The following is a 13429-nucleotide window of genomic DNA, read 5'->3' on the forward strand; positions in this document are numbered from 1 at the left end:
CAGGTAGGCCGCGGAATTTTTGGCAGGTCTGGACGGTTGACAGGTTTGCGGAGTTTGCCTAACTTCGCATGTGTAGCTCCCCGCCGTCCTCCGGGCCTGGCGGGGCTTTTTATATCCACATAGGGGTGGCTATGACGCAGCCAAGAGTCGATGTTTTTATCGACTATCAAAACCTGCACTTGTCTGCTGGTGAAGCGTTCGCGCCGGCGGGAACCCCTGCCCACACATATCTGATCCACCCAGCCAGGTTCGTCGACGCCCTTATGCAGCGCCGTTTGATGTACGGTCGCGGGGGCACCGTCCAGAATATTCACGTTTACCGAGGACAACCAAGTTCGGCGAAAGAGCCGATCCCCGCCAGTCGTAATAAGGCTCAGGCAGCAGAGTGGTCCAGGGATCGGCGGGTCCGAATGAATACGCGGACACTGCGGTACCCGAGGAACTGGCCTGCCGATAAGGCCAAAGAAAAGGGTGTTGACGTCAAGCTCGCTGTCGACTTCGTGCGCTGCGCCCTGACTACGGATGCTGACACACTTATTCTCGCGTCGAGGGATACGGATCTGGTTCCGGCGCTGGAAATGGCTATCGACTTAGGCAAGGTGCAAATTGAGGTTGCCGGGTGGAGCCTCACTAGCCGCCTGCGGGTTCCCGGTAAACAGCTCTGGTGCACGTCGCTCAGCGGCGCCGAATACGTCAGCTGCAAGGACCCCAAGCAGTACTGATCTGGCGACCACGTCCTGACCACAACCTGACCACAGTTACAGATAACTGCTGTTAACCACAGTCATGTGTTTTCGCAGCTCGCTACCACTGAAATGCTCTGAACTGCAGCCCGTTTCGCCTTTGCAAGGCAGATGTCAGGAGTTCGAATCTCCTAGGCTCCACACTTGTCGGCCGCATCCAGCTCTGCGCGGCACGCCGCGCCGGCGGCGGCGATGATGGCCTGGTAGCCGGTGCACCGGCACAGATGCCCGATCAGCAGTTCCCGGATTTCGTCAGCCTCCAGGCATCGCCGCTGCGCCACCGCCGCCCGGATGGCCCACGACAGCGTGATCACCACCCCCGGAGAGCAGAATCCGCACTGCACCGCACCCTCGCCGGCCATCGCCTCGACCAGTGCGGGAAGTGCCGCTGCGCCGCCCGCGGTCTGGATGTGGGCGCCGCGCACCGATCCTTGGGGCACCAGGCAGGACGGTGTCGGAGTTCCGTCGAGCAGCACGGTGCAGGCGCCGCAGTGCCCGGTTCCACAACCCATGGGGATGCGGACACCGTGGCAGTCCAAGACCTCCCACAGGCTGGCGGTCCCCTCACCCGGCAGGTCCCGCTCGATGCCGTCGACGTCGATGATGGGTCTCACCGATCGGTCCTTCCGTTCAGGTCCCGGTGCACCCGGGCGGCCAGCGTGGTCACCGTCGCGATCCGGCCGGGGTCATCGGTGAGCGATGTCGCCGCGATCCGGGCGGCATCGACAAAATCATCGGCGCCCACGTCAGCCAGGCTTGCCCCGCCGGTACCGACCGGGACCGCGGCGGTGCCGAGGCCCACCGAGGCGCCACACCCCTCGCCGAGGCCTCCGCACACCCCGAGCTCGACCCGGCTCAGCCGTCGTCGCGGCGACATCCGGTGGTAGACGACCCTTTCCGGAGTGTGCACTGCGAGCCCGGTGGCCAGCTGCCCCGCGGGTAAGCCGTCGCGCAGCACCTCGAACAGCGGCCGTGACCAGGGTTCCCCGGCAGCATCCAGGCCGTCCAGCCGGGCACCGAGGGTCAGCAGGGGCGGCCCGAGTTCGCGTGGGCCCAACGCCGACACCACATTGCCCACCACGGTGGCCCGACGCCGCACCGCCGGTGTGGCGAACCAGCCGGGGCCCTCGGCGCCGAAGCATGCAGCGAACACCGGATGGTCCACCGGCACCATCGCGCCGAGATGCATCCGGCGGGCCGACCGGTCGACCTCCCACGCTTCGCTCACGCCGCCCAGATGGACCAGCGCGGGGGGCTGCGTGCCGGTGGCCGTCAGCCAGGGTTGAAGCCCGGTGCCGCCGGCCACCACGACGGCACCCTCGGTGGCCGCGGCCGGTACCGCTTCGACCCAGGTGTCGGGATAGATGTCGTCGGTCACCGGTGCAGCTGCCCGGGGGTCGCCGGCCAGATCGGGATCGCGGCGACCGCCTGCCCGGTGGCAGACCGCACCGCGGCCGCGACCGCGGCGGGCGAGGACACCAGGGGTCCCTCCCCGATGCCCTTGGCGCCGAGAGTCAGTTCGGGGTGCGCGAATTCGAGGATCCGGGCGTCCAGTTCACCGACGTCGACAGCGGTGGGAACCAGATAGTCCCCGAAGCCGGTGGTGGTCTGGACACCGTCGCGGTCGACGTGCCGCTGCTCCCACAGAGCGAACCCCACACCTTGGGCGGTGCCGCCGACGAGCTGTTCGCGCACCGCGACAGGGTCGATGGCCAGCCCACAGTCCTGTGCGCATACGGCCTGCAGCACGTCCACCTGCCCGGTGGCGATGTCGACGTCGACCGTCACACGGTGGGCCACCAGCTGAAAAGCCTTGTGTGGGCGCACCGTCGACGTTGCCGGACCGTCGTAGGTCACCTGGTGGCTGATCGTGCCGTCCCCGAGGCGTCGCAGCAGATCCGGGGTCCACCCGGAGCCGAGCTCGACGTCGAGCCGGCGCCGCACCTCGACCGCGGCGCGGTAGGCGGCACCTCCGGTGGCCATCGTCTGGCGACTCGCCTTACTGCCGCCTGCAGTGGGAAACGTCGTCGGCATCGCGGTGACTGTGACGGGCAGCCCCGGTAGTTGCGCGCCGACGATCCGGCGCACGGCGTCGGTGACCCCCTGGCCGACCTCGGCGGCGCAGGTGTGCACGCGGACGCCGCCGCTGCCGACCGTGACCGCGACTGTCGCGGGATCCGGCTTGCCATGACCGAGGCCGGCACTCTTGATCCCCAGCGCCAGGCCGGTCCCGCGGCACCGGTCCGGCTGCGGCGCCGCGCAGCTCGCAGCACTCGCCAGCACCTCGTCGAGCAGGTCATGGGGGTCGACGCAGCCCTCGAGGACCTGACCGGTGACGGCCAGCGCCTCGCCGCGGTGCAGCAGGTTCTGCCGCCGTAGCTGCACCGGGTCCAGACCCAACTGTTCGGCCGCCGCGTCGACGGTCGACTCGATCAGGAAACACGCTTGGGTGGCGCCGAATCCGCGCATGGCGCCGGCCGGCGGATGGTTGGTGTACACGACGCGGGTGTGAATGTCGATGGTGTCGAATCGGTACATGCCGGCGCTGAAATCGTGGACGATCGCCGACACCGGCGCCGAGGTGGACGCGTAGGCGCCGCCGTCGAGAACGGTACGTACCGTCAACGAGACGAACCGGCCGTCCGGTCGGCAGGTCAGTTCGACATCGGCGGTCATCGGGTGCCGACTGGGATGCCCGGCCAGCGACTCACGCCGGGTGTAGGCCATGCGCACCGGTCGGCCGGTGTGCAACGTCGCCAGTACCAGATGGGCGTGCAGCGTGACGTCCTCTCGCCCGCCGAACGCCCCGCCGATCCCACTGTTGTGGACGACGAGTCCTTCGGGGGCCAGACCGAGCGCACGGACGACCTGCGCGTGGTCGGCGTGGATGTCCTGGGTGGCCACCGTCAGATGCACAGAACCGTCCGATTGCGGTTGCGCCAGACCGGCTTCCGGGGCCAGGAACGCGGCGTCCTGGCGGCCGGTGCGCCAGCGCCGGCGGACCACCACCGGGCCGCGCCCTGTGCCACGGCAGGTCCGGTGTTCGGCGATCAGGTTGCCGTCGGGACCGACATGGGGAGCGTTCGGATCCAGGGCCGCCTTGGGGTCCAGCAGAGCCGGGGCGGGCGCGAGATCTACGGCCAGGTCGCGGGCCATCTCGCGTGCGCAGTGGGCGGTTTCGGCGATGACGAGCGCGACCGGTTCACCGTGGTAGCGCACCACCCCATCGGCGAGCACCGGCTGGTCGACCGATTTGGAACCCAGTCGCCGGCCCGGGATGTCGGCGCCGGTGAGGACCGCCACCGCACCGCGGTGCCGCAGCGCCGCGTCGCTGTCGATGCCGGTGATCACAGCGCTGGCGACCGGACTGCGGACGGTGACCGCGTGCAGTTCCCCGGCGGCATGCACTGCGGTCGCGTAAAGAAACTGTCCGGCGAGTTTCGCGGCGGCATCCGAGCGTGGCGCCGCCGCGCCGACCGCCGGCGGTATGGAGCCGACCGCCGCATCGGGCGCCTTACGGATGGGCGGCATCCGAGCTCGGCATCACCGGCGGGTCGGGCTGGTAGTCCTGGCTGATGAACTCCTCGACGGGCTTGGGCTGGGTCAGGCCGGCGTCCAACAGCACCTGCTGGGTCTGGGCCACCCCGTCGGCGGAGAAGCTGCCGAACCCGTGCTCGACGGAGTAGTCACCGGTGTAGGACTGGAAGTAGGCATCCATGCTGAACTTCAGTGCTTCTGGGGCAACCTCGGGGCACTTGGCGACCAGCCGGTCGTAGGAGGCCTGATAGTTGTCCTGCACGTACTTGGCCGCCTCAGCCCAGCTGGTTACGAAACCCTTGGCAGCATCGGCATTCTCGCGCAGGAAGTCGTTGTTGGCGACGAAGGTGTGACCGTAGGTGGGCACGTACTCCTGCATCGGCATCACGGTCAGATCGGGGCGCACATCGAAGATGCTCTTGGTGCTGGCGGTGGGATAGAAGACCACCAGCGCGTCGACGGATCCATTGAGGAACTCCGCCTCCGACGCATCGTCGCGTGGCACCACGTCGACCTGGCCGGCATCGATACCGGTGGCCTCGGTGAAGGCCTGCCACACCGCTCCCTCGAACTGGTCGGTCTGGACCGCGAGGCTGCGACCCTGCAGATCCTGCGGTGTCTTGATCGAGGGATCGGCCAGGATGGTCACCGGCCCTACCGTTGCGGCAGCACCGATGATGGTCAGCGGCATGCCCTGGCCGGCTCCGATCACCGCGGGCGGGGCCGACAGGATGCCGATGTCGAACTCGCGCGCGGCCACCAGCGGCACCGTGTCGCTGCCGCCCTGTCCGCGGTCATAGGTGAGTGCGACACCGTTGCGTTCGAATATCCCTTGGGCCAGACCTTCTTCCACCACGGCCCAGTCCCCCGAACAGGTCCACTCGAAGGCCATCTCGACCGGGGTGAGCCCGTCGGGTCCGGGCGCGGCCTCCGGCGCCGAGGACGACGAGCACGCGGCCAGACTGATGACCGCGCAGACGCTCAATGCCGCTGCGGCCGGGCGTCGGCCAGGGATGGAAAACATGATTGCTCCTAAATTTCGGACAGACGGGGTTGTGGGGACCAGTGATGGTGTCGGGGAGGCGACTGCGGTCAGCGCACGACGGTTTTCCAGGGCACGATGACCCGTTCGGCGAACACGCAGACGTTGAAGAACACGATGCCCAGCAGGCAGGACAGCAAGGCCAGCACGAACACCGCGGCGGTGTTCAGTTGGGCGCTGTAGACGGTGATCAGATAGCCCAGTCCGGCACGAGCGCCGATGAATTCACCCAGTAGCGCGCCCACCACGGCACCGGGGGCCGCGATGCGGAATGACGAGAACAGGTACGGGAGCGCGTTGGGGATCCGGATGCGGGTGAGCACCGAGAGCTCGCCGGCGTTGGCGAGCTTCATCATGTTGATCAGATCGCGGTCGACGGAGGTCAGCCCGTGGGCGACGTCGACGATGATCGGGAAGATGGCGATCAGGCACGAGCAGATGATGATCGGTACCCCGGTGCGGCCGAACCAAATGATCAACAGCGGGGCGATCGCGACCGTCGGCATGACGCGGATGATGTTGAGAAACGGGTAGGCGAGGTCTTCGAACAGCTCGCTGCGCGCCATCAGGACCGCCAGGAACACCCCGATGACGATGGCCGCCGCAAAGCCCAGCAGCGACATCTTGGTGGTAGCCCAGAGCCCGCCGAGGAACAGCTCCGGCTGCGCGGTGAACGCGTCGATCACCGCAGACGGGGCCGGCAGCATGTAGGTCGGGATGTCGGCCCAGCCGACGACGCCCTCCCACACCACCAAGGCCAGCCCGAGGGCCAGCCAGGACCGGCTGCCGCGCATCAGCCGCATCAACCGGCTCTGTCGTGCGGCCGGCGGGATCACCGCCCGCACCCGCGTCGTCTCGGTCAGCGGCGCAGCAGTCATCGGTTGGCCTCCAGGGCGGTGCGGATACGGTGCTGAATCGCCCCGAACTCGGGGGTGTCCTTGAAATCGCTACGCCGCGGCCGCGGGATGTCGACGGTGACGAAGTCGGTGACCCGACCCGGATGGGCCGCCATGACGAGCACGTGGTCGGACAAGAACACCGCCTCGGTGATCGAATGCGTAACCAGGATGATCGACGCTTCGGTGGTGCCCCAGATGCGCAGCAGTTCGATGTGCATCTCGTCACGGGTGATCTCGTCGAGCGCGCCGAAGGGTTCGTCCATCAGCAGAACCTCGGGCTGCATCATCAGCGCCCGCGCCAGCGAGACACGTTGTCGCTGACCGCCGGACAATTGGCGCGGATAGCGGTTCTCGTAGCCCTTGAGGCCGACCAGCTCGAGCTGCTCTTTGGCGGTCTTGGCCGCCGCCGGTCGTTGCCCGCGTGCCACCTGAAGCGGGAGCCGGACATTGGCCTCGGCCGTGCGCCACGGTGCCAGCACCGGCTCCTGGAAGACCATGCTCATCAACCCCGCGCGGCGGGCCTGTTCCGGCGTCTGACCGTGGATCAGCAGCTGACCCTGCACCGAGGCGTCCGACAGCAGGCCTGCGATGGCTCGCAGTACGGTGGATTTGCCGCAGCCGGAATGTCCGACGATCGAGACGATCTCGCGCGGCCGGACGGTGAGATCGATCCCCTCGACGGCCACGACGGCGGACTCGCCGCGGCCGAAGACGATGCACAGGTCGCGCAGCCGGACGCAATCGGGATCTGCCGGGGGCGTGATGTCGGCCGACACCGTCAGCTCCTGAGCGTGAGGCAGGGGCATGGGATGCTCATTTCGCGAATCGACGACGGAGGGCTGACGACAGGGTGTGGCCGCCACCCACCAGTTCTGCATGTTGTATCCAGAAACGAGTAAAGGTCGCGACTTTTACGAACGGTGACGCTTGAGGTTTCCGGCATGTTTCCAATCGCGGTGTCCCGGTAGCGGGTCATGAGGGCGCTCCGGCGCCGACGAGCACACCGGTTCCGAACCCGCGGTGTAGACCGGCCAGGGTCTGCAGCACCGACCACACGGTGACCAATGACGTTCGGCCCGAGGAACTTTCATCGACCGCATTGCGGAACTGGAATCGATAGTCACCGATCGGCGAGGTGCAGGTGACGCGGTGCACGGTGTCGGTGGCGGCGGGGTCGGCGACCACCACCACTTCGAGGCGGTCCAGGCCGACTGTCGCCAGCGCCAGGGTCACCGACGAGTTGCAGGTGCGTGGGTAGCGCCGCGCGGCCTCTCGAGCCGAACCGCGGAAGACTTCGACCGGCGCGCCGGTGAGCCCCGGCAGGCCCAGCGCGCCGGGTCGTTTGACAGTGGTGTGGCTGGCCGCGACGTCGGCACCACCGGCACGGGCGGCCGCCGACAGAATGTCCAGGCCGCCGATGGCGCCGGCGGGCAACAGGATTCGGCCCGGGCCGGTTGCCAGATCGGCAGCAGACGGGTCGGCGAGCACCCCGGCCGAGCACAGCACGATGTCGGTGCCCGCCGGGACTGCCAGCCGGATCAGCGCGGCGGCGGCGGTGGTGCGAGTGGCCTCGACCACGACGTCGGCGTCCTCGACCGCCGCAGTGATCTGATCCGGCCGGGACCGGGAGTTCACCGCCGCCAACAGCGTGCACCCGGGAATGCCACCCCCGCGCAGGGTGCTCGCGACGGCGCCGCCGATGGCGCCGGTGCCCACCACCGTCACCGCGGTCATACGGCCACCGCTGCGCCGTCCCAGCGCGGGTCGGCGGCCGCCGCGCACCACCCCGACGCGGCGTGGGCCAGGGTGTGCGCCGACCGGGCGGCGAGGTCGTCGATCTCGTGGCCTTCCCGGCGTAGGGAGCCGTCGTCCCCGAGTTCCCAACGGGGTTCACACATCGCTTGCCCCATCGCCGTCGGCGCCGATTCCGTGCCGGCGAGCAGGCCGGCCAGCACCTGGACGTTCCAGGGCACCTGCTGGTTGCCGCCCGGTGTGGCGCCGAGCAACCAGCCGCCGTCGCGGCGCAGTCCCCAGGCGTGCAGCGTGGTCGGCGGGCGGCGTCCAGGCACCGGCGCGTTCGGATGGTCTGCGGCGAAGACGAATCCACGGCCCGCCCGGTTGGACAACACCAGGTCGTATCCGGGCACCACCAGACCGCTGCCGTATTGCGGAAACGACAGTGAATGCACGATCACGACGGCGTTACCGGAGGCGTCGGCGGCCGCCACGGTCGACGTCCCCTCGGCTGCGGCGCAAGCAGACTGCTCCGCGGTGACACCGCGCCTCAGCGCCTGCTGTACATCGGCGGGCGTGACATCGCGCGGGTGCCGCCCGGCGATGAGCCGGGACAGCGTGGTGCCGAAAGTCGGTGCGTTGGTAGCCCACACAGTGCCCGCTGCGGTGTGCACCCGATGGGCGGGCTCCTCGGTGATCTCGACGGCGGCCAGCTCCTGCGCGGTGATGACGCCGCCGTGGCGGCTCACGGTGTCCACCAGGGCCTCGCCCACCGGCCCGGTGAACAGCGCGGCGCCGCGGATGCTGAACTCCTGCACCACGTCTTCCAGTCCGGGCAGCGTGACCAGGGCGCCTTCGGGATGCGGCGCGCCGGCCGGCGAATAGACGCACCCCTGCGGTTGATAGGTGTGCAGCAGCGCCCGGGACTCCCGCTCCAGCAGCACGTTCATCGGGGACCACCAGATGCCCCGCCGCGCCAGTTCCATGGCGGGGGCGGCCAGCCGCGGTAACGGCATGGTGCCCAGCGCCGCCAGCCGGGCGTATCCGGCGGGTGCACCCGGTATGCCGACGGACAGCGGACCGGTGGCGGGAACGTCCCAGCGCCGTGCCACGGCGGTGTCGTGCAGGCCCGCAGCGGCCCCTCCGACCGCGATCAGCGACTGGGGTTCTGCGGTGTCTGGCCGCGCGAACAGGGCCACGACGTCGCCGGCGAGACCGCATTTGGACGGGAGTGCGACCGTCTCGGCCAGTGCCGCGGCCACCGCCGCGTCGAAGGCGTTTCCGCCCTCAAGGAGGGCCTGAGCGCCGATGGCGGCGGCGGTCCGTGATCCGGTCGCGACGGCGCCTGCCGCCCCGACGGCGACTGCCCGCCGGGCGAGCGCGTCGACGGGCATCGGTCAATCCTCGATCTGGGTGGGTCCGTAGTGCCGGATCTCGATGACGTGTCCGTCCGGATCTTGAACATAAACAAGGTCGGCCGGGCCGCGCGCTCCCCAGCGGCGATACGGACCGTCGATCTTCTCGAATGCCCCGGAACCGGCCAACGCCACCAGGTCGACCGGCTCGACGTCGATGGCGAAATGCGAGACGTTGGTGCCGGTGGCGGCGGACCGGGCATCCAGGTCGATGATCGTGCCTGGGCAGATCTCCACCGACGGGAACGGCACGGTTCCGGCGCGGAACTCCTCGAGGCGGTGCACCGGGAACCCGAACTTCTCGACGTACCAGCGTACGGATGCCTCGGGATCAGCGACTCGCAGAACGATGTGATCGAACTGCTTGGCCGTCACCACGCCGCGCCCGGTCGCTGCCAGATGGCTGTAGGAGATCGTCATGTTGGCTTTTGTATCCAAAGTTTGTTACGGGTGATGGCGCATCCAATTACGGCGAGGTTTCCGGGCAACCTTCACGGCAATGGACGCGGTAATGTTCTCGCGCAGATGCCTTTTGGTATCCAGTAGCCATCAAGAAGCGGGGTAGACGACATGTCATCGGTGGGAAGTCGGCACCGATCCCTTCGGGACGAGACCGTCGATGAGCTGCGCCGCCTCATTCTCAACGGCGAACTGGCGCCCGGCGAACGTCTCAACGAGTTCAGCATGTCCGAACGCCTGGGAGTTTCCCGATTTCCGGTACGGGAAGCCTTCCGTAGGCTGGAGGCCGAGGGCCTGGTGGAGTCCCTGCCCCGGCGCGGTGTTCGGGTGGTCGAGCTCGACCAGCACGAACTGGAAGTGGTTCGGGAGATGCGTATCGCGCTCGAGTCGATCGCGGTGCGGCATGCCACGGTACGCAGCGACCCGGTACTACGCACCACCCTGGAGCAGACACTGGCGGCCGGCACCCGCGCGGCCGAGGCCGGTGCTGACGCAGAACTCGACGAGCTCAACGATTCGTTCCATACCCTGCTCGGGGAGGCCAGCGGGTCGAAATTCCTCGCCGACACGCTGCGTGCGGTGCGCAATCAGTCGCACCACCTGGTCGGGGGCAAGAGTGCGGCGGTAGGTCATTCATGGGACGAGCACGCGGCGATCATCAACGCCATTCTGGCCGCCGACGATGAGCTGGCGGTGATGCTCATGCGCAGGCATTTGCAGAGCCGGCACGTCAACCAGGGCGGGCAGTCGCAGGCGCCGGCGGTGTCCACAACCGGTGAGGCCGGCGGAGCCGACCTCAGCTGAAGCTGAAAAGGCGTTCCTCGTAGGGCAATTCGGCGGGCCCACCGAGGTAGCGATGCGCGGCCACCAGAAAATTCGAGCGAGTGCCCCGCACCAGCGTGTGCCGCTGGAACGGTCCGCTCTCGAGCCGGGTGAGCACGATGTCGGCCTCGGCCAACCGCGGTCCGTAACTCGACCACACGACCATCGCGCCCGGACGGCAGAACCCGGGTAGCGCCGCGACGGTTCGCAGGGCGTCGGCGCGGTCGATGTTGGCGAACACGCCGCCCAGCAGCACCAGGTCGGCAGGCACCGCGCCGCGATAGCTGCCCGGGGACCCGCCGTCGCCGACCACCAGCTCGATGTTGACCAGTGCGGTGCTGCCGAGTGCACCGTGCAGAAACGACGCATTGAGCGGGTCCGCCTCGACCAGGCGCGCCGAGACATCTGGTCCGCGTGGATGATTGATCAGGACCGGCAACAGGTCTCGGGCCTGACCGGCGCACACGCTGACCGCCGTGAGTGCGGTGCCGGGTGCGGTCTCGTCGAGGGCGCACCCCAACACGTGCTGAACCACCTCGAGGCGGTCGGTCTCGGCGGACTCCAGATCGTCGTAGCGCGAGTGCCAGTGGAACCAGCGCAGTTCGCTGTCGGACACGGCTGTGGAGTGCGTCAGTGCTCGGCGGCCAGCGTGACCCGCTGCAATCGGTCGAGCGCCGTGCCCTCGAGGACACAGTCGAGCTGTCGAGCGTTGATCTCGGCGATGCCCGGCAGCGACTTGCCGGCGAGGTGTTCGGATTCGAAGGCGGCCATCGAGTCGAACTGGGCTTCCAAGACCAGATGGTGCAGACCGCCGAAGGCGGGCGACCAGATGGTGTAGGGAGTCAGGCCGGCGGCGATTCGAAGTGCATTCTTCTCCTTCTCGGCAGCGACGAATGTCGGCAAGGTCCCGAACTTGAGGTTGCGCTGGATCTGGTGGCGGTAGGTCATGGTCAACTTTCAGGGAGTTTGCATGTGGGGCACGGTAACCCAGCCCTTGTCGAACGGGGTGGTGAAGAAGTTGTGGACGCGCATGTGCGAGATGAGCCATTGCCCGTCGACGCGGCGGAAGTCGTTGTCGTAGGACCCTGCGATCCACAGCGGCTGGTCGCCCCGGTAAGTGCACGCCTGGAAATACATGAACCGGCCGCGCACGGTGTCCCCGTCGAGCTCGACGGCGGGGTTGGTGACGAAGTGTGCGGAGAACGGCATTCGATCGACATTGCGATCGAACTTGGTGACCAGCGCCGGACGGCCCACCGCAGCCCAGTCGGGGTTGCCGTGCGGACCCACGCTTTGCCAGCGGCCGTCCTCGGTGAACAGACGAGCCACCTTCTCGCCCTTGCCCTCCTTGGCGTCGGTGGCCGCCATGTAACTGACCATCAGGTCGGTGATGGCTTCGCGGGACTCGAGGGCGTCGAGCCGTGCGAGCAACCTTGTGACGGTGGCGTCTTCCACGAGGGACTCAGACATCGGTCAGTGCCTTTCGGTAACGCTCGATCAACCATTGATTGAGTTGTGGGATGTTCGACTCCATCCACGACAACGGCCCGCGGGGTGCGTAGCGGGACCGCAGCCCCTGCTGGAGTGCGGCCGTCGTCACCGCGTCCTGGTGGATTGCGAGCTGCTTGCGTTCGAGGAACTTCTCGTAGGCGGTCATGAAGCCCGGCTCCTCGACCGCCGACTTGGGGTACAGATTGACCCGGCGCAGATCGAACGAGCCCGGCCCGGTCGGCGCGATCATGGCCAGCTGCACGAACGTGGGCTGCAGAATGCTGAACAGCATGGGCGGGATGGACGCGAACATCACCCGCTTGCGCTGCTCCTCGGTCAGGTCCGGGATGATGGCGGTGGTGCGCTTACCGTCGGTGCTGGCCAGTCCGGCGTTCTCGTCGAGCAGATACGTCGGGTGCATCACCTGTCCGTCACCCTCATGGAACTCGTAGAACCGGGCGTTCTTGGCCGGGGCGGCCTCGTGCACTCCGCGATGCACATAGCTGGTGTGATACGGCTCCAGCGCGTTGTCGTGATGGATCTTCCAATTCCATTGCTGCGCAGGGAAAACCTGCGCCGGCAACGGGATGAGCTCCTCGATGCCGAAGGTCGAGAGCTCCTCGTCCATGCGGGCCACCGTCGGGGCCAGCGGGGCGGCATCGGGGTCGAAGTTGACGAAGATCAGACCGTGGAACACCTCACAACGGATCTGCGGGAGCCGGATGCTCTCCCGCAGTTGCTTCACCGGCACGGTCTCGGTCATGGACGGGGCAGCCACCAATCGCCCATCGAGATCGAACTGCCAGTTGTGGTACGGGCACACCATCCGTCTGCCGTTGAGGCAACCGGTCTCGGTGGTGCGGTTCTCTGCTGCGAGGCCGCCGAACAGTGGCTGGCCGCGGTGCTGACACACCGCCGACATCGCGCGTATCTCGCCGGAGAGGTCCCGCAACACCACGATGGGTTCGTCGATGATGGTCAGCGGCAATTGGTCTCCGGGCTGCGGAATCTCACCGACATGCCCCACGCACAGCCACTCCCGGGCGAATATGGCCTCCTTCTCGAACTCCCAGAAGGCGTCGCTGGTGTACACCTCGGGCGGTAGCAGGCGTGCGGTCGCCACCGGATCGGTGCAACGGTCGACATCTTCGAGCACCCGCCGCGCTGTTTCCAGGGCAGCGGAGCTGAGGTGTGCGGGCAAGCTGGCCTCCCTATGTGGATTTTGAATCCCAAAAGTAGCGAGGTCGTGTTACGCGCCGGTCACACCAGATGACGATGGCGAGAAAT

15 protein-coding genes are annotated in these 13429 nt (G+C 67.8%); 2 read left to right on the forward strand and 13 right to left on the reverse strand.

The window, feature by feature from the left end; genetic code table 11:
- The first annotated feature begins 131 nt into the window (after positions 1-131).
- On the forward strand, positions 132-722 hold the full coding sequence (locus tag ACNUDN_RS00120) for an NYN domain-containing protein (protein ID WP_419124949.1): 591 nt from the start codon (positions 132-134) through the stop codon (positions 720-722).
- 152 nt (positions 723-874) lie between these two features.
- On the opposite strand, the gene ACNUDN_RS00125 is transcribed toward ACNUDN_RS00120, so the two are convergent.
- The 9 genes from ACNUDN_RS00125 to ACNUDN_RS00165 form a co-directional block, all read right to left on the reverse strand.
- A complete protein-coding gene (locus ACNUDN_RS00125) occupies positions 875-1357 on the reverse strand; it encodes a (2Fe-2S)-binding protein (protein ID WP_419120053.1) in 483 nt (160 codons plus the stop codon).
- Positions 1354-2121, reverse strand: coding sequence for an FAD binding domain-containing protein (locus tag ACNUDN_RS00130; RefSeq protein ID WP_419120054.1), 768 nt, complete (start codon positions 2119-2121; stop codon positions 1354-1356). The genes ACNUDN_RS00125 and ACNUDN_RS00130 overlap by 4 nt, the downstream gene beginning before the upstream one ends.
- Entirely contained in the window at positions 2118-4274 is a 2157-nt protein-coding gene (locus ACNUDN_RS00135) for a xanthine dehydrogenase family protein molybdopterin-binding subunit (protein WP_419120055.1), read from the reverse strand. The genes ACNUDN_RS00130 and ACNUDN_RS00135 overlap by 4 nt, the downstream gene beginning before the upstream one ends.
- On the reverse strand, positions 4258-5304 hold the full coding sequence (locus tag ACNUDN_RS00140; RefSeq protein WP_419120056.1) for an ABC transporter substrate-binding protein: 1047 nt from the start codon (positions 5302-5304) through the stop codon (positions 4258-4260). The genes ACNUDN_RS00135 and ACNUDN_RS00140 overlap by 17 nt, the downstream gene beginning before the upstream one ends.
- Positions 5305-5372: 68 nt before the next feature.
- Entirely contained in the window at positions 5373-6200 is an 828-nt protein-coding gene (locus tag ACNUDN_RS00145) for an ABC transporter permease (protein ID WP_419120057.1), read from the reverse strand.
- A complete protein-coding gene (locus tag ACNUDN_RS00150; RefSeq protein WP_419120058.1) occupies positions 6197-7027 on the reverse strand; it encodes an ABC transporter ATP-binding protein in 831 nt (276 codons plus the stop codon). Before ACNUDN_RS00150 ends, ACNUDN_RS00145 begins: the two co-directional genes overlap by 4 nt.
- Positions 7028-7193: 166 nt before the next feature.
- Positions 7194-7955, reverse strand: a complete 762-nt coding sequence (locus tag ACNUDN_RS00155) for an aspartate dehydrogenase domain-containing protein (RefSeq protein ID WP_419120059.1) — start codon at positions 7953-7955, stop codon at positions 7194-7196.
- Positions 7952-9349, reverse strand: a complete 1398-nt coding sequence (locus tag ACNUDN_RS00160) for a gamma-glutamyltransferase (RefSeq protein ID WP_419120060.1) — start codon at positions 9347-9349, stop codon at positions 7952-7954. The genes ACNUDN_RS00155 and ACNUDN_RS00160 overlap by 4 nt, the downstream gene beginning before the upstream one ends.
- Positions 9350-9352: 3 nt before the next feature.
- Positions 9353-9790, reverse strand: a complete 438-nt coding sequence (locus ACNUDN_RS00165) for a VOC family protein (RefSeq protein ID WP_419120061.1) — start codon at positions 9788-9790, stop codon at positions 9353-9355.
- A 150-nt stretch (positions 9791-9940) separates the two neighbouring features.
- Here ACNUDN_RS00165 and ACNUDN_RS00170 point away from each other — a divergent pair, with 150 nt between their 5' ends.
- Positions 9941-10633, forward strand: coding sequence for a GntR family transcriptional regulator (locus ACNUDN_RS00170; protein WP_419120062.1), 693 nt, complete (start codon positions 9941-9943; stop codon positions 10631-10633).
- On the opposite strand, the gene ACNUDN_RS00175 is transcribed toward ACNUDN_RS00170, so the two are convergent.
- The 4 genes from ACNUDN_RS00175 to ACNUDN_RS00190 are packed head-to-tail and all read right to left on the reverse strand — an operon-like array spanning position 10626 to position 13343.
- The gene (locus ACNUDN_RS00175; protein WP_419120063.1) at positions 10626-11267 is read right to left on the reverse strand and encodes an SAM-dependent methyltransferase; all 642 of its coding nucleotides are present in this window, start codon (positions 11265-11267) and stop codon (positions 10626-10628) included. The two genes, ACNUDN_RS00170 and ACNUDN_RS00175, sit on opposite strands and share 8 nt — an antisense overlap.
- A 14-nt stretch (positions 11268-11281) precedes the next feature.
- Positions 11282-11599, reverse strand: coding sequence for a hypothetical protein (locus ACNUDN_RS00180; protein WP_419120064.1), 318 nt, complete (start codon positions 11597-11599; stop codon positions 11282-11284).
- 9 nt (positions 11600-11608) lie between these two features.
- A complete protein-coding gene (locus ACNUDN_RS00185) occupies positions 11609-12121 on the reverse strand; it encodes a nuclear transport factor 2 family protein (protein WP_419120065.1) in 513 nt (170 codons plus the stop codon).
- The gene (locus tag ACNUDN_RS00190) at positions 12114-13343 is read right to left on the reverse strand and encodes an aromatic ring-hydroxylating oxygenase subunit alpha (protein ID WP_419120066.1); all 1230 of its coding nucleotides are present in this window, start codon (positions 13341-13343) and stop codon (positions 12114-12116) included. Before ACNUDN_RS00190 ends, ACNUDN_RS00185 begins: the two co-directional genes overlap by 8 nt.
- Between the last annotated feature and the right edge of the window lie 86 nt (positions 13344-13429).

This window comes from Mycobacterium sp. smrl_JER01 (genome assembly GCF_048513595.2).
GTDB lineage: Bacteria > Actinomycetota > Actinomycetes > Mycobacteriales > Mycobacteriaceae > Mycobacterium.